General features: G+C 67.5%; 10 protein-coding genes. 6 read left to right on the forward strand and 4 right to left on the reverse strand.

The window, feature by feature from the left end:
• Positions 1-194: 194 nt before the first annotated feature.
• The 4 genes from BM125_RS04640 to BM125_RS04655 all read right to left on the reverse strand — a co-directional run bounded on the left by BM125_RS04640 (position 195) and on the right by BM125_RS04655 (position 8,291).
• A complete protein-coding gene (locus tag BM125_RS04640) occupies positions 195-2,195 on the reverse strand; it encodes a glycoside hydrolase family 97 protein (RefSeq protein WP_092405590.1) in 2,001 nt (666 codons plus the stop codon).
• A gap of 404 nt (positions 2,196-2,599) precedes the next feature.
• Positions 2,600-4,138: a tryptophan halogenase family protein gene (locus tag BM125_RS04645; RefSeq protein WP_425429595.1), complete on the reverse strand. Its 1,539-nt coding sequence runs from the start codon at positions 4,136-4,138 to the stop codon at positions 2,600-2,602.
• Positions 4,135-6,876: an alpha-1,6-glucosidase domain-containing protein gene (locus BM125_RS04650; RefSeq protein ID WP_092405386.1), complete on the reverse strand. Its 2,742-nt coding sequence runs from the start codon at positions 6,874-6,876 to the stop codon at positions 4,135-4,137. Before BM125_RS04650 ends, BM125_RS04645 begins: the two co-directional genes overlap by 4 nt.
• Complete coding sequence (locus BM125_RS04655) at positions 6,876-8,291, reverse strand: solute:sodium symporter family transporter (protein ID WP_217647802.1); 1,416 nt, start codon at positions 8,289-8,291, stop codon at positions 6,876-6,878. Before BM125_RS04655 ends, BM125_RS04650 begins: the two co-directional genes overlap by 1 nt.
• 216 nt (positions 8,292-8,507) lie before the next feature.
• On the opposite strand from BM125_RS04655, the gene BM125_RS04660 reads away from it, so the two are divergent.
• From BM125_RS04660 to eda, 6 genes are all read left to right on the forward strand, one after another.
• Positions 8,508-10,124, forward strand: a complete 1,617-nt coding sequence (locus BM125_RS04660) for an alpha-amylase family glycosyl hydrolase (RefSeq protein ID WP_092405390.1) — start codon at positions 8,508-8,510, stop codon at positions 10,122-10,124.
• Positions 10,125-10,304: 180 nt separating this feature from the next.
• Entirely contained in the window at positions 10,305-11,768 is a 1,464-nt protein-coding gene (zwf, locus tag BM125_RS04665) for a glucose-6-phosphate dehydrogenase (RefSeq protein WP_092405392.1), read from the forward strand.
• A gap of 5 nt (positions 11,769-11,773) precedes the next feature.
• The gene (gene pgl, locus BM125_RS04670) at positions 11,774-12,478 is read left to right on the forward strand and encodes a 6-phosphogluconolactonase (RefSeq protein WP_092405394.1); all 705 of its coding nucleotides are present in this window, start codon (positions 11,774-11,776) and stop codon (positions 12,476-12,478) included.
• Positions 12,478-14,298 carry a phosphogluconate dehydratase gene (gene edd / locus BM125_RS04675; protein WP_092405396.1) on the forward strand — a complete coding sequence of 607 codons (1,821 nt, stop codon included), beginning with the start codon at positions 12,478-12,480 and terminating at the stop codon, positions 14,296-14,298. The genes pgl and edd overlap by 1 nt, the downstream gene beginning before the upstream one ends.
• Positions 14,299-14,848: 550 nt before the next feature.
• On the forward strand, positions 14,849-15,850 hold the full coding sequence (glk, locus tag BM125_RS04680) for a glucokinase (RefSeq protein WP_092405398.1): 1,002 nt from the start codon (positions 14,849-14,851) through the stop codon (positions 15,848-15,850).
• A 4-nt stretch (positions 15,851-15,854) separates the two neighbouring features.
• A complete protein-coding gene (gene eda / locus BM125_RS04685) occupies positions 15,855-16,514 on the forward strand; it encodes a bifunctional 4-hydroxy-2-oxoglutarate aldolase/2-dehydro-3-deoxy-phosphogluconate aldolase (protein ID WP_092405400.1) in 660 nt (219 codons plus the stop codon).
• The last annotated feature ends 97 nt before the right edge of the window (positions 16,515-16,611 follow it).

A 16,611-nucleotide genomic window follows, 5' to 3' on the forward strand; every position in this document is an offset into this window, starting at 1 on the left:
ACAGCGACTTCTACTCGGTGCTGCAAGGAGGCGAGCCCCTGCCTGCGTAGGTTGGTGGTGAGCAAAGCGAACCCCAACGTCGCCGCACGCTCGCCCATGCCATGCGCGCTGAAGATCGCGAATCGTTGGGGTTCGCTGACGCTCACCCCAACCTACGGGATGGCGGGATCGCGGTCCTGGTGGCGGTCGAAGCTTCATTGTTTGTCTTTCGGATTGAAACGGATCGCCTGGCCGCCGCCCGCGGCGAGGCGCAGGGTCAGCGTGTCGGTACTCGTCACTTCGCGCTTTTCGGCGGTAAACGCAAACGGATTCGACTGCCAGTTTGCGTCGTCGCCGTCTCGGTAGATCTCTGCGATGTAGATCCGCCCCGGATCGAGGAATGAAAGCGGCACCGACAGCACGCGGCCGTTCCCGTCGGTGAGGCTGCCGAGGAACCAGTCCTCACTGTTGCGATCCTTGCGCACGATCGTCACGTAGTCGCCGACTTCGCCGTTGAGCACATGCGTCTCGGACCAGTCGACCGCGACATCCTTGATGAACTGGAAGGCATCGGCGTGCTTGATGTAATTCTCGGGCAGGTCGGCGGCCATCTGGATCGGGCTGTACAGGACGACGTACAGCGCGAGTTGTTTGGCGATCGTCGTCTGCACGGCCTGGCCGCGGCCTTCCAGGCTCAGGATGCCCGGGGTGAAGTCCATCGGCCCGGCCAACATGCGCGTGAAGACGAGGTTGACCTCGTGTTCGGGCGGGTTCGGCGGATTGCCCCAGGCCGCGTATTCCATGCCGCGCGCGCCTTCGCGCGAAACCCAGTTCGGATACGTGCGACGCAGGCCGGTGTCCTTGATCGGCTCGTGCGGATTGATCGCGATGTGGCGCTTCGCGGCCTCTTCAACCACGCGCAGATGATGGCGCGCCATCCATTGCCCGTCGTGCCATTCACGACGGACCACGCCATCGCCGTCGTTGCGCTCGATCTGGCCGGCATCGGCGACGTAGCCCGACTTGACCACATCGATGCCGAGCCGCGCATACAGGTCGAGCGCGGCATCGAGCTGTTTCTCGTAGTGATTGACTGCGCCGCCGGTTTCGTGGTGGCCGATCAGGTGAACGCCCTTCTTCTTTGCATACGCAGCGAGGCCCTCGAGGTCGAAGTCGGCGGTCGGCGTGGTGAAATCAAAATCATTGCCATTGCCGAACCACTGGCCGTCCCAGCCGGTGTTCCAGCCCTCGACAAGTACGCCGCGGAAGCCGTTGTTCGCCGCGAAGTCGATATAGCGTTTCGTGTTCGCCGTGGTCGCACCATGGGTCGGCCCGGTCGCCCAGCTCGACTTGTTCAGATGCATCTCCCACCAGACGCCAACGTACTTGGCCGGCTTGAACCAGCTCACGTCGCCGAGTCTGTTCGGCTCGTTGAGGTTCAGTTCGAGATTTGATTCGTAAAGGCCCGCCGCGCTGTCGGCGATGACCAGGGTACGCCACGGCGTCGCGAACGGCGCCTGGCGCCGGACTTTCCAGCCTTCCGAAGCCGGCGCGAGTTGCGCGCGGAACCGCTGGCCCTCGACCCGGCGCAGCCACATCCCGGCGTAGTCGACCAGGGCCGCTTCGTGGAAGGCGATGTGCAGGCCATCCCCGGTGCGGATCGTCATCGGCGTATGCGCCTGGCCGACCTGGTCGAGCGGCGTGCGGTTGTACAGATACTCGTAGCGATTCCACTCGCCACCGGGAATCCACCACGCGGTCGCCTTCGGCACGACTGCGAATTCGGTCAGCTCGTCGTCGATGACCACGTCCTTGAGCTGCGGCTGATCAGGGAACGCATAGCGGAAGCCAACCCCGTCGTCGTAGACGCGAAAAACGAGATCGAGGCTGCGCTTGAGCTTGACCTGCTCGGTGAAGCGCGCCGTGAGCTCGGTATAGTGGTTGCGCACGGTGCGGGTTTCGCCCCAGGGCTGCTCCCAGGTCTCATCGACGCTGCGCGTGGCCTGCGTGGCAAGGGCGAAATTGCGCTCGAGCTTTTCCGTGTTGCGCAGCAGGAAGCCGAGCCGCGATGACGCAATGACCGGGACGCCGAAGCGGCTGACCGCATAGCTGATACGGCCCTCGTCGAGGCTCAGCTCGACATGCAGGACCTTGTCGGGTGAGTCGACCATGGCGACGACCTGGGGTGGTTCGGCGTGTGCCGATATCCATCCCATGAGGCCACAAACGACCAAGCCGACGAAAATCTTCTTCACGGTATCCTCCTGCTTTATTTCGAGCGCGATGACTCCGGATCACGCTCCGCTTTCTGCCCCGCGTTGACACGCGACCCGCTACGCCCGACCACCCTCATCCGCTCGTCAACAAGCACCAGGCTGGCGGCAGCTTCTCCCGCCAGCGGGAGAAGCATCCGACTCGGACATTGCCGGGCCTGGGAATTGAGGTACTCGTGAAGCTGTCCTTCGACTTCGCTGCGCTGCGCTCAGGACGAACGGAGGGATGGGCTCTTGCTGCTCGTCCTCCCGCTGGCGGGAGACCAATACTTCCTTTCCTTCTCCCGCTGGCGGGAGAAGGTCCCGGAGGGGGATGAGGGTGGGCTTTTGATTTTCTGCAAACGAATTCACGCCGATGCCCGACAGTGTCTGGAAATGAACTCCGCATGGCTCGGCATCGCCGCAGCGGCGCGCTCGAGCACGGCGCGGGTGCCTTCGACCATCTGCACGATTTCGGCTTCGCCGAGCATGTCGACCATCGGGTGGTAGCGCTCGGGGACGATGCCCTGGCCGACCATGACCTGCAGCCAGCCGACCTCGGTGAACAGTTCCTCGTGCTCGCGGAACAGGCGCGCGCTGCTGCGGAACAGGTCGATCTTGTGCCTCAGCGTATCGGGGATCGCCATCTCGCGGCAGCGCTGCCAGAACGGTTCGTCGCGGGCATTGGCCAGGTAGTGCAGGATCAGGAAATCGCGGCTGCGCTCGAACTCGAACCGGGTCTGGCGGTTGTACTCGTCGATGGTCTGCTCGGCGAAACCGCGGTCCGGAAACAGCGCGACGAGTTTGGCGATGCTCGACTGGATGAAATGGATGCTGGTCGACTCGAGCGGTTCCATGAAGCCGCTGGAAAGGCCGATCGCGACGCAGTTGCGGTTCCAGAATCGCTTGCGCATGCCGGTCGTGAAGCGCAGCGGCCGCGGATCGGCCAGGGCCTCGCCGTCGAGGTTGGCGAGCAGGATCGCCGCGGCTTCGTCGTCGCCCATGAAGTCGCTGCAATAGACATGGCCGTTGCCGGTCCGATGCTGCAGCGGAATGCGCCATTGCCAACCGGCCGGACGCGCCGTGGCCCGCGTGTACGGGGTCGGATCGGGCACGCTCGCGCACGGTACGGCCATCGCGCGATTGCATGGCAGCCAGTGGCTCCAGTCCTCATGGCCGGTGTGCAGGGCCTGCTCGATCAACAGGCCACGGAAGCCCGAGCAGTCGATGAACAGCTCGCCCTCGATGCGCTCGCCGCTGTCGAGCACGACCGCTTCGATGAAGCCGTCCTCGCCGCGCAGGATCGTGTCGACGATCTTGCCTTCGGTGCGCACGACGCCGAGCTTTTCGGCGTAGCCGCGCAGGAAGCGCGCGTACAGGCCGGCGTCGAAATGGAAAGCGTGGTAGACGTTGGTCAGCGGCGAGTTCGGCTGGCCGGTGCCGCGCATGAAGCGACCGAGCCGCGCGGCGACCTGGTTGAACGTATAGCTGCCAAGCTCGGCGACCTTGCCGAGCTGGTGCAGCTTGAGCCAGTACTGGTAGAACTGGACAAGGCCGAGATCGCGTCCGCCGACGACGCCGAAGGCGTGCATGTAGCGTGACCCGGGTCGGGTCCAGTCGACGAACTCGATGCCGAGCTTGAAGGTGCCGCGCGTCTCGCGGACGAATTCGTCCTCGTCGATGCCAAGCGTGGCGTTGAACAGGCGGATCTGCGGAATCGTCGCTTCGCCGACGCCGACGATGCCGATCTCGTCGGATTCGACCAGGCGGATCGCGACGCTGCGCCCGATCAGCTTGGCCAGTGTCGCGGCGGTCATCCAGCCGGCGGTGCCACCGCCGACGATGACGATCTTCCGGATGCGGGAATCGTGCACGGGTTCGCTGCTCCTCGAGTCGGTCGCGTTCATTCGATCACAAAGACCACGGCGCTGCGTGCCGGCACATGGAAGCGCCCGCTGCCGGCGTCGAAGCGCGCTTCATCGCGGACCCGGGCATCGGCGGCTTCGGAACCTGCCTGCGCGGGATGCAGTTGCCATGGCCTGTCGCGCTCGCCCTGCGCGCGAAAATCCGCGGCGTGCAGATCGACGTTGACGAAGACCATCAGTTCGCGGAAGCGCGTTCCGGCCAGCCCGTCTCCATCGAGATGCGCGACGACCAGGGTAGCGATCTGGTCGGGCCCGGTGTTGAGGAAATGCAGGCGCTTGCGCACTTCTTCGGCGCTGCGCAGGCGAAACAGCGAAGAACTCGCACGCAGGCGCAGAAGGTCGAAGAATGCATCACGCGTCCACTGGATGACTTCGGAAGAAGGCTTGAGTGCGGGATCGGCGAGCAGCGGGCGCAGCAGCGGCCAGTCCTTGCCATTGTCGGCGGCCGGCGGCAGGCCGCTGCCGAAGCCGTTGTCGCGGAAGCGCCAGTCGATACGGTTGAACCAGTCGCCCGAATCGTAGCTGTTGCGATCGAGCGACTTGCTGCGCAGGCCCTCGATACCGGCGGGGAAATAGGCGATGCCCTGGCTGAACATCGGGATTGCCGCGGCGAGAATCTGCACGCGGGCGCGCTCCTCGGCCGAGGTCGACGGCGGCAGCTTGAGGACATTGATGTCGAACAGGGTCGGGTTGTCGTGGTTCTCGACGTAGTTGACCACCTCGCCCGGCTCGCTCGCATAGCCGGCCGGCTGGCCGGCGTAGTCGATATGGTCCAGCGTTTCGACCTGGCCCGTGGCCACCTGCATGCTGAAATCGCGCAAGGTTCCGGCCAGTCCAACGCGGACCAGATCGGCGGCCCGCAGCAGGTCGGCTCGCGTCGCGCGACCCTGTGCCTGCGTGTTCGGCGCGTAATGCAAGCCATTCACGTAGCCTTGATTGGCCAGCAGGTCGAGGCCGCTGTCGCAACAGCCGCCACCGCGCACGGCATCGCGGGCCCGGTCGGAAAAGGTGGCGATGCCGCTGCCGTTGAGGGAACGCTGCGAGGCCTGCACGAAGCGCGCTCCGTCGGCCACTTCGCCGAAATTCCAGCCCTCGCCGAGCAATACCACGTGCTGGCCACGCGCGCTGTCCGCAGCGACCTGCACGGCTTCCATGGCGGCGCGCGGCTGGTGGCCCATCAGGTCGAAGCGGAACGAATCGATGTGGTAGGCGCGCGCCCAGGTCGCCACCGAGTCGCGCATCAGCCGGGCCATCATGCGCTGCTCGGTGGCCGTGTTCGCGCAGCAGGTCGAGCGTTCGATCGCGCCGTTCGCATCGAGCCGGTGGTAGTAGTCGGGCACGATGCGGTCGAGCACCGATTTCCCGTCCTGGCCGGCCGCGCTGGTGTGGTTGTAGACAACGTCCATGCCGACGCGCAGGCCGATCCCGTGCACGGCCATGACCATGCGCCGGAACTCGCGGATGCGCACGCGCGGGTCGGCCGCATCGCTTGCGTAGCTGCCTTCGGGCGCGGTGTAGTGCAGCGGCTCGTAGCCCCAGTTGTAGCAGTCGCGCTCGCGTGTCGCCGCGATCATCGCCTGCTGTTGTTCGCCGGCCGGCGGCCCGTTCGGCCACGGGGTCGGGCAGCCGGTCTCGGGAATCGTCGCGATGTCGAACACCGGCAGCAGGTGCAGGTCGGTCATGCCGGCCACGGCCAGCGCGCGCAGGTGGCGCATGCCGTCGCTGGCCGCGTCGGTGAAGGCGAGGTACTTGCCGCGATGCGCGGCGGGCACGCTGGCATCATTGACCGAGAAATCGCGCAGGTGCAGTTCGTAGATGCGCATGTCGGTCGCCGCCGCGATCGGCGCCGGGCTGCGATCGGCCTTCCATTCGTCGGGCATCGTATCGGCAGCATCGAGGGAGCCGATCCAGCTGTGCTTCGAGTCGGCGTCCAGACTCAGGCTGTAGGGGTCGGTGACGCGATTGCGCACGAGGCCGTGGCCACGCACGTAGCCATCGACCAGCAAGGTGTAGGTCTGGTTGGCTCGATCGCCGTGCAGGCCAATCGACCAGACCCCGCTCTTCCTGTCGCGCCGCATCGGCAGGACCTGCGTCGCCGCCGGACTTTCCGCGGCATGCAGGCACAGCGCGAGGCGTCGTGCGGTCGGCGCCCACACCGCGATGCGGGTCTGCGCCGGCGTGATCTCGACACCGAGCCGCTGCTGCTCGGCGGCTTCGGCATACAGCGTGTCGAGCGCGGCGGCGGGCTGCAGATGGGTGGCGTCGAGGACGCGCTCGCCGGCATCGACTTCCGCCAGCACCAGTTGTGCGCGCAGGTAATCACGCAGCCGGGACCGATCGTGCTCGCGCAGGCCGAGTTCGACACCGGCGCCGAGATAGTTGAAATGTGTTGCGAGGTCGGCCGCCAGCGGCCCGGTGGCGAGCTCGAGCCGGAGCGTTCGCCCGGCACCGCGTACGCGCTCACCGATCGTGGTCTCGATACGGCCTCGATCCGACACGAACAGCCGGTAACGGCTGTGCGCCGGCTTGCCCGGCCAGCGCAGGCGCCCGGCATCGAGCCAGACCGCTCGCGCATCCACTGGCGAACCCGCGTGGACGGGCTCCAGCACCGTCGCGAATCCGGCGCTGCGGCAGTCGGCAGCGGACGGTGGCGCAGCCACGCCGGCAGCGGCGACCATCAGGCCGGCGACCAGCAACCACCATCGCCCGCGCTCGGGCATCACGCGGACTCGGCAACCGCGACGGTCCTGCCCGCAAGGCGGTCGATCAGGAGCATCACGAGCAGGGTCGCGGCCAGCGTGATCGCCATCAGGTGGATGTAGTGCAGCGGCGACCAGACGAAGGTGAATACCGCATACAGCGCGGCGCCGAAACCGATGCCGATCTTGACCGCATGGGCGCTGCCGTGGCGCATGAACACGGCGGCGAGGAAGGCTGCCAGCACCGGCATCGAATAGAGCCCGTTGAGGCGCTGCAGGGTGTCGACGATGCTTTGCGCGTGCTCGAACACCGGCACCATGGCCACGCCGACCAGCGCAAATGCAGTGGCCACGCGCTGACCGATCTTCCTGACGTCGGCGTGGGCATTGACCAGCGGCACGTGCAGGTCGCAGGTGTACAGCGCGGCTGCGGAATTGAGGCAGGAATTGAAGCTCGACAGCACGGCGCCGACGATCATCGCGGCGAACGCGCCCGAGAGCCACGGCGGCAGCACGTCGCCGACCAGTCGGCCGTAGGCGATATCGCCGATGTCGCCGTACAGCTTGTAGGCGATCACGCCCGGGAATACGACGATCAGCGGAATCACGAGCTTGAAGGCGGCAGCGGCATAGATGCCCTTCTGCGCCTCGCGCACCGACTTCGCGGCCATGGCGCGCTGGGCGATCACCATGTTGGTGCCCCAGTAGAAGATGTGGATGAACAGCATGCCGGTGAGCAGGGTGTGCCAGGGAATATCCGACTCGTCGCTGCCGATCAGCGACCAGCGTTCGGCCGGCACGCCGGACAGGTCCCAGTGCACGGCGGCCAGGGCGAACACGGTCACGGCCAGGCCCATGACGAGCAGGCCGACGCCGTTGAAGGTGTCGGAAATCGCGATTGCGCGCAGGCCGCCGAAGGCCGCGTAGAGCAATCCGCCGAGGGCGAAGGCCGCGGCGATGACGATGATCGGCAGGTCGAGCGCGAACATCGACTTCATGAACACCGCACCGGTGTAGAGCACGACCGGCAGCAGGATGAACATGTAGCCGACCAGGAACAGCACCGAAACGAGACGGCGCAGGCCCGGATCGCCGAGCCGGCGTTCGAGCAGTTCGGTCGTGGTCGTGCAGTTGTAGCGGTAGTACATCGGCACCAGCACGTGGGCGAGCACGAGCAGGCCGGCCGCGGCGCCGAATTCCCACCAGGCGACCAGCATCATCTGCGCCCCGTTCATGCCGACGATCTGTTCGGCACTGATGTTGGTCAGCAGCAGCGAACCGGCGACGTAGGGCCAGGCCAGGCCGCCGCCGGCGAGGAAGTAGTCCTTCGATTCATCGGTGCTGTGCCGCGCGCGGGCGCAGACGCGCCAGGTCAGCAGCGCGACCAGCCCGGTCAGGGCGACGAATACCGAAACCTGGATCAAACCTGTGTTCAACGATCACCCCCGGCAAGTGCCCCTGGCGCCGCCACCGGCAACGCGCGTTCGGGGCAACGCTAATCCGATTCGCCCTGCGCCGACCGCTTGCCGACCGATGAATACGTATGCACAGACTACCGGCATGCGCGCAGGCCGGCGTTAAGCTGCAGACTGCAGACCTTGGCACCATCGATGCCCCGCGCAATGCCTGCGCCGGAGGCCCGGGACGATTGAATGAGCAGACAACCGTGGTGGCGCGGAGCCGTCATCTACCAGATCTACCCGCGCAGTTTCCAGGACACCAATGGCGACGGCGTCGGCGACCTGCCCGGCATCATCGAACGCCTCGACTACGTGGCCAGCCTCGGTGTCGACGCGATCTGGGTGTCGCCCTTCTTCAGGTCGCCGATGGCCGACTTCGGCTACGACATCGCCGACTACCGTGACGTCGATCCGCTGTTCGGCACGCTCGCCGATTTCGATCGCCTGGTTGCGAAAGCCCATGGCCTGGGTCTCAAGGTCGTCATCGACCAGGTCCTCAGCCATACCTCGATCGAGCATGCCTGGTTCCGCGAGAGCCGCGAGAACCGGACCAACGCCAAGGCCGACTGGTACGTCTGGGCCGATGCGCGCGAGGACGGCACGCCGCCGAACAACTGGCTGTCGATCTTCGGCGGCGTGGCCTGGAAATGGGAACCGCGCCGGCGCCAGTACTTCCTGCACAACTTCCTGGCCTCGCAGCCGGACCTCAACTTCCACAACCCCGAGGTTCGCCAGGCCGCGCTCGACAACGTCCGCTTCTGGCTCGATCGCGGCGTCGACGGGCTGCGCCTCGACGCGATCAACTTCTGTTTCCACGATGCCCAATTGCGCGACAACCCGCCGAAACCCGAGGCCATGCGCGTCGGTCGCGGCTTCAGCCCGGACAATCCCTACGCCTACCAGTACCACTACTACAACAACACGCAACCCGAGAACCTCGGCTTCATCCGCGAGCTGCGCGTCCTGCTCGACCGCTATCCCGACGTGGCTGCACTCGGCGAGATCTCCTCGGAAGATTCGCTGGCGACCATGGCCGAATACACCGGTGCCGACCGCCTGCACATGGGCTACAGCTTCGAATTGCTGACCGACGAGTTCTCTACCCGGCACATCCGCGACACCGTGCAGAGCCTCGAGGCCCGGATGACCGAGGGCTGGCCGTGCTGGTCGATCTCCAACCACGACGTGCAGCGGGTGGCCAGTCGCTGGGGCGTCGCCGATGCGCCGTCGCACCTGGCCAGCCTGCTCAGTGCCATGGTCTGCTCGCTGCGCGGTTCGGTCTGCGTGTTCCAGGGCGAGGAACTCGGCCTGACCGAGGCCGACCTGCCGTTCGAACTGCTGCAGGATCCGTACGGCATCGCGTTCTGGCCCAACTACAAGGGACGCGATGGCTGCCGCACGCCGATGCCGTGGACCAATGGCGAGAACGGCGGCTTTTCATCCGCCCGACCGTGGTTGCCGGTGCCGGACTCGCATCGCCGCAACAGCGTCGAGGCACAGGATGCCGACCCGGACTCTCCCCTGCAGCGCTTCCGCAGCTTCCTGCGCTGGCGCAAGCAGCATCCCGCGCTGATCTTCGGCGAGGTCGAGATACGCACGGCGCCCGGACCGGTGCTGGCCCTCGAACGCCGTCTCGGTGGCGTGGTCCTGCGCGCCTGGTTCAATACCGGGAGCGAAGCCTGCGTGTTCTCGATCGATCCGGTGGCCGGCTTGCGCGCGCTCGAAGGGCACGGCCTGCTCGCCGGCGAACTCGGCGAATCGCGCGTGCAGTTGCCGGCCTTCGGCGTGCTGTTTGCGAGCACCGGCTGAAGGCTAAAGCGAATCGCGCAAGTTCGGGCGCTTGATTGTCCGAAAGGACACGCCGACCTTGTCCTGCGAGACAGTGCGTAATCGATTACCCTCTGTTGCATTGCGGCATTCGCACGCGGACGCACCCGTATGCGGACGTCCCTATCCAACCCGTCATCCACCCAGGAACCAGGCTCTTCCATGACAGGCAATCCGGCCAACCTGCTGACCATCTTCGGCGCCACCGGCGACCTCGCCCAGCGCATGCTGCTGCCCTCGCTGTACGGCCTGCAACGCGACGGCCTGCTGCCGAAGGACCTGCGCATCCTCGGCACCGCGCGCAGCGAGCTCGACGCACAGGGCTTCCGCGATAGCGTCGCCGCCACCATCGAACAGCGCGTGGCCGCCGGCGAGAGCGACGAGGCGAGCATTCGCGACCTGCTCGAACGCCTCGACTACTGCGCCGCCGCGGTCGACGACGAGGCCTCGATGAATGCGCTGGCCGATGCGATCGCGAAGGCGCGCAATGGCGATGTCGTCTACCACCTGAGCACGGCGCCACGCTTCTACGCGCCGATCTGCGAGGCGCTCGGCCAGCGCGGCCTCGGCGGCGCCGGCACCCGCGTCCTGCTCGAAAAGCCGATCGGCCACGATCTCGCCTCGTCGATCGCGATCAACGACGGCGTCACCCGCGTGTTCGACGAGGACCGCGTGTTCCGCGTCGACCACTACCTCGGCAAGGAAGGCGTGCAGAACCTGATCTCGCTGCGCTTCGGCAATGCGCTGTTCGAGCCGCTGTGGAATGCGAGGCACATCGAACAGGTGCAGATCACGGTCGCCGAAACGGTCGGCGTCGAGGGCCGCGGCGGCTACTACGACAGCTCGGGCGCGATGCGCGACATGCTGCAGAACCACTTGTTGCAGCTGCTCTGCCTGACCGCGATGGAGCCGCCCGCGCACTTCGACCCGAGCGCGGTGCGCAACGAGAAGCTCAAGGTATTGCGTTCGCTGCGCCTGATCGGCCGCAACGAGGTCGGCAGCGAGAGCGTCGCCGGGCAATACACGGCCGGCGCCGTCGACGGCGTCGCCGTGCCGGGCTACCTGAGCGACCTCGGCCACGCCAGCCACACCGAAACCTTCGTCGCCCTGCGCGCGCACATCGACAACTGGCGCTGGTCCGGCGTGCCGTTCTACCTGCGCACCGGCAAGCGCATGCCGCGCCGCTGCACCGAGATCTACCTGCAGTTCCGCGCCGTGCCACATTCGATCTTCGCCACCAGCGGGGTGCGCGTCGAGCCGAACGCGATGGTCATCCTGCTGCAGCCCGAAGAGCGCATCCAGCTGACCCTGATGCACAAGACCCCGGGCCTCGATCGCAACGGCCTGCGCCTGGCCCAGGTCGCACTCGATCTCGATGTCGACGAGCAGTTCGCCGCGCATCGACGCCGGCTCTCCTACGAGCGCCTCTACCTCGATGCGATCGAAGGCAACGGCACGCTGTTCGTGCGCCGCGACGAGACCGAAGCGGCCTGGCAATGGGTTGACGCGATCTTCGATGGCTGGAAAGCTTCGGGCAGCACGCCGAAACCGTATCCGGCCGGAACCTGGGGCCCGAGCAGCGCGGTCGCGATGATCGAGCGCCACGGCCACAGCTGGCGCGAATAGCACCGATGCCCTGGACCGAAACCCGACATGCCAATGCCGAAGCGCTGGCCGCCGCCGTGGCGACGCGCCTCTCGGCCATGCTTGACGAAGCGATTGCGGCACGCGGCGCGGCGACCCTGGCCCTGGCCGGCGGTCGCACGACGCCGCCGATCCTGCGCCATCTGGCTGCCGAATCGCGCGACGGTTCGAAGCTGACGATCCTGCCCACCGACGAACGCTGGGTGCCGGCCGTCCACGCCGATTGCAACCTGCGCCAGCTGCGCGAATCGTTCGCCGGCGTCGACGGCGTGCGCTGGGTGGCGCTGGTGCCGGAACGACCGCGCGGCAAGGCCGATGCCGCATTCGCCAATGCCATGCTGGCGACCGTCGATGCCGCCTTCGATGCCTGCCTGCTCGGCATGGGCGGCGACGGCCACTTCGGCTCGTTGTTTCCGGGCGCGGCGAATCTCGACGAAGCGCTGGACCCGGGCAGCGCGGACGCGGCCATGGCCATCGTCCCCGATCCGATGCCGGCGGCCGGCCCGCATCCGCGCATCAGCCTGAGCCTGGCCCGCCTGCTGCACAGTCGCCAGATCATTCTTGCCGTGACCGGCAACGAAAAACACACCGTGCTCGCCCGCGCCATGCGCGAGAACGACCCCATGCACCTGCCGATCGCCGCGCTGCTGCACGCCGCCGGCAGCCATGTGGAAATCCACTGGAGCCTCTGATGAGCCTGCATCCCGTCATCGAACGCGTGACTGCGCGCATCGCCGAACGCAGCCGCGACCTGCGCGACGACTACCTCGCGCGCATGGACGCCCTGCGCACGCGCAACCCGGCGCGCGCCCGCCTGAGCTGCGGCAACCTGGCCCACGGCTTCGCCGCGGCCGGCGCCGACAAACCCCTCCTGCGCGCAGCGCGCGGCGGCAACATCGGCATCGTCACGGCCTACAACGACATGCTCTCGGCGCACCAGCCGATGGAGCACTACCCGGCCCTGATCCGCGCCGCCGCGCGCAACGCCGGCGGCGCGGCCCAGGTTGCCGGCGGCGTGCCGGCCATGTGCGATGGCGTGACCCAGGGCCGCGACGGCATGGAACTCTCGCTGTTCTCGCGCGACACGATCGCGCTGGCCACGGCAGTCTCGCTCTCGCACGACATGTTCGATGCCGCCTTGCTGCTTGGCGTCTGCGACAAGATCGTGCCGGGCCTGCTGATCGGCGCGCTGAGCTTCGGCCATCTGCCGGTGCTGTTCGTGCCGGCCGGACCGATGACCTCGGGCTTGCCGAACAAGGAAAAGGCCGCCGTGCGCCAGCGCTACGCCGACGGCAAGGCCAGCCGCGAGGAACTGCTCGAAGCCGAGGCGAAGTCGTATCACGGCCCCGGCACCTGCACCTTCTACGGCACCGCCAATTCGAACCAGATGCTGCTCGAGGTCATGGGCCTGATGCTGCCCGGCGCGGCCTTCGTCAATCCGGGCACGCCGCTGCGCGATGCACTGACCGTGGCCGCCACCGAGCAGGCCCTGAAGATCACCGCGCTCGGCGAGCACTACACCCCGCTGGCCAAGACCCTCGACGAGAAGGCCATCGTCAATGCGATGGTCGGCCTGGCCGCCACCGGTGGCTCGACCAACCATGCGATCCACCTCGTCGCCGTCGCCCGCGCGGCCGGATTGCGCATCGACTGGGACGACCTCGACGAGCTCTCGCGCGCGACACCGCTGATCGCCCGCATCTATCCGAACGGCGGCGCCGACGTGAACCACTTCCAGGCTGCTGGCGGGCTTGGTTTCGCGATCCGCGAGCTGCTCGATGCCGGCCTGCTGCACGCCGACATCCACTGCGTGCATGGCGGCGACCTGCGCGCGCAGGCGCAGGAACCCGATCAGATCGACCTCAAGCTGCGCTGGCGCGCGCCACTCGTCGCGTCGCTCGACGACAGCGTGCTGCGCACGGTCGCCGCGCCGTTCGATAGCGAAGGCGGCCTGCGCCGGCTTTCGGGCAATCTCGGTCGCGCCGTGGTCAAGGTCTCGGCGGTCGCACCGGAACATCGCTCGATCGAGGCGCCGGCGCGCATCTTCGATTCTCAGGACGCCCTGCTCGATGCCTTCAAGGCCGGCCAGCTCGACGGCGATTTCGTCGCCGTGGTCCGCGCCCAGGGTCCGCGCGCGAACGGCATGCCCGAACTGCACAAGCTGACGCCGACCCTTGGTGTACTACAGGATCGCGGCCAGCACGTCGCCCTGCTCACCGACGGGCGCATGTCGGGCGCCTCGGGCAAGGTCCTGGCGGCGATCCACGTCGTGCCCGAGGCGATCGCCGGCGGTGCCCTGGCCCTGCTCCGCGACGGCGACCGGATCGCCATCGACGCCGAGGCCGGCGCCCTCGACGTCCTCGTCGACGCGGCCACGCTGGCCGCACGCGAGCCGGTCCGTTTCGACCTCGCACCGAACCACCACGGCCTCGGCCGCGAACTGTTCGGCGTCATGCGCCAGGCCGCCGGCACCGCCGAACAAGGCGCCTGCAGCCTGTTCGTGGAGGGATGACGGTGGGCACGGCTAAGCGCCTTCCACGAGCGTTTCGGGAAAAACATCGCCCGCGTACCCCTGCGGGACTTGGACTCGCAGCATCCATGGCGCCCTCCTTGCGGGCAGCATCCCAGGCACAAGACCGCAGTCCTGCCGTTTTGTCTCCGGCCAGCGGCAGCAGGCACGAATCGGGACGGCCGCCAGTGATGGCATCTCCCGCTGGCGGGAGAAGCTGCCAGCAGGCTGATGAGGGTGGCTTGGCAAGGCGCCATCCACGAGCGCCCGGGGAACTGCATCACCCTCGTCCTCGAGCGGGACGCGTATTCGCAGCCTTCATGGCGCCCGCCCCGCGGGCAGCATCCCCCGCAGCGAACGGCAGTCCTGTCATCGGGTCTGCCGCCAGCGGGAGAAGGCACGAGTCGGGACGGCCGCAGGTGATGGCTTCTCCCGCTGGCGGGAGAAGCTGCCGGCAGGCTGATGAGGGTGGCCGGGCAAGGCGCCATCCACGAGCGCCGGGGAAAGTGCATTGCCCTCATCCACCTGCGGATCAACGCTGCGGAATGACCCGATGACATCCAGCAAGCAACGCGAACTCGGACTGATCGCCGACATCGGCGGCACCAACGCGCGCTTTGCGCTGACGGACTGGACCGCGCCCGAGGTCGAGATCATCGAACCGCGCTCGCTGCCGGGCGCCGAGTTCGCCAGCCTGCAGCATGCCGCCGAGCACTACCTCGGCGAGGTCGGCGCGAAACCGCGCCGCGCCGCGCTCGCAGTCGCATCGCCAGTCGACACGGACGAGATCCGCCTGACCAACCGCGCCTGGTCGTTCAGTCGCGCCGACCTGCAGCGCCGGCTCGGCCTCGACGAACTGCGCATGCTAAACGATTTCGGCGCCGTCGCCTGCGCGGTGCCGGCCCTGAAAGCCGAAGACCGCGTGCACCTGTATGGCCCGGCCCACGCGCAGATGCGCGGCCCGGTCAGCCTGGTCGGCCCCGGCACCGGGCTCGGCATCGGCCTGCTGGTCGGTTCCGATGCGGACGGCTGGCAAGCGGTCGAGACCGAAGGTGGCCACGTCACCTTCGCCCCGATCGGCGACGAGGAACATCGCATCGCGCGCTGGCTCGATGCGCGCTTCGGTCGCGCCTCGACCGAACGCGTGCTGAGCGGTGATGGCCTCTCGCACATCGCCGCCGCCCTGAGCGGCACCGACGGCGGCCCGCGCGACGGCCGCAACGTACCCTTGCGCGATCCGGCCGACATCGTCACTGCGGCGCTCGACGGCCACGATCTCGAAGCGCGGCGTGCCCTCACCCGCTTCTGTTCGGTGCTCGGCAGCGTCGCCGGCGACACCGCGCTGATCCACGGCGCGCGCACGGTCGCCATCGCCGGCGGCATCGTGCCGCGCTTCATCCCGTTCCTGCGCAGCAGCGCATTCCGCGAGCGCTTCCTCGCCAAGGGGCGCTTCTCGACCTGGCTCGAAGCGGTGACGATCGAAGTGATCGTGCATCCCAATCCCGGCCTGCTCGGCGCCGCCGTCGCCCTGCGCCAGGCCCACCGAGGAACCTGATCCGATGACCGGTTGGACTCCCGAATCGCGGCTCGCGCGTGTCGACGAACTGCTCTGCGCGGCACCGGTGTTGCCGGTGATCGCGATCGAACGCCTCGACGATGCCGTGCCGCTCGCACGCACCCTGGTCGAAGCCGGCCTGCCGGTACTCGAAATCACCTTGCGTAGCGAAGTCGCGATCGCCGCGATCCGCGCGATCGTTCGCGACGTGCCCGGCGCGATCGTCGGTGCCGGCACCGTGCTCGATGCCGCGGCGCTGACCGCGGTCGCCGAGGCCGGCGCAGTCTTCGCGATCGCGCCCGGTTCCACTGAAGCGCTGTATGCCGCGGCCGCGTCGGCGCCGATTCCGTTCCTGCCGGCGATCGCGACGGCCAGCGAACTGATGCGCGGCCTCGAACACGGCCATCGCCGCTTCAAGTTCTTCCCGGCCGAATCCTCCGGCGGCATCGGCGCGCTGAAGTCCTTCGGCGGCCCGTTCGCCGACGTGCGCTTCTGCCCCACCGGCGGCATCGACGCTGCCAAGGCACCGGCCTATCTCGCCCTGCCCAACGTGATCACGGTCGGCGGTTCGTGGATGTTGCCGAAGGCCGCCCTCGACACGCGCGACTGGAAAACGATCGGCGATCTCGCCTCGGCCAGCGCAATACTCGCCAAGCGCCCCTGAAGATGCTTGTCGCAGCTACCTGTAGGAAGAACCTTCAGGTTCGATGCTCCTTTTCGCAACGTGCCGAAAAGCATCGAACCTGAAGGTTCTTCCTACA

The organism is Dokdonella immobilis (assembly GCF_900115085.1).
Lineage (GTDB): Bacteria > Pseudomonadota > Gammaproteobacteria > Xanthomonadales > Rhodanobacteraceae > Dokdonella > Dokdonella immobilis.

Coding starts and splice junctions, on each gene's coding strand:
- BM125_RS04640 (WP_092405590.1), bottom strand. CDS start 2,195: ATGGGATGGATATCGGCACACGCCGAACCACCCCAGGTCGTCGCCATG.
- BM125_RS04645 (WP_425429595.1), bottom strand. CDS start 4,138: ATGAACGCGACCGACTCGAGGAGCAGCGAACCCGTGCACGATTCCCGC.
- BM125_RS04650 (WP_092405386.1), bottom strand. CDS start 6,876: ATGCCCGAGCGCGGGCGATGGTGGTTGCTGGTCGCCGGCCTGATGGTC.
- BM125_RS04660 (WP_092405390.1), top strand. CDS start 8,508: ATGAGCAGACAACCGTGGTGGCGCGGAGCCGTCATCTACCAGATCTAC.
- zwf (WP_092405392.1), top strand. CDS start 10,305: ATGACAGGCAATCCGGCCAACCTGCTGACCATCTTCGGCGCCACCGGC.
- pgl (WP_092405394.1), top strand. CDS start 11,774: ATGCCCTGGACCGAAACCCGACATGCCAATGCCGAAGCGCTGGCCGCC.
- edd (WP_092405396.1), top strand. CDS start 12,478: ATGAGCCTGCATCCCGTCATCGAACGCGTGACTGCGCGCATCGCCGAA.
- glk (WP_092405398.1), top strand. CDS start 14,849: ATGACATCCAGCAAGCAACGCGAACTCGGACTGATCGCCGACATCGGC.
- eda (WP_092405400.1), top strand. CDS start 15,855: ATGACCGGTTGGACTCCCGAATCGCGGCTCGCGCGTGTCGACGAACTG.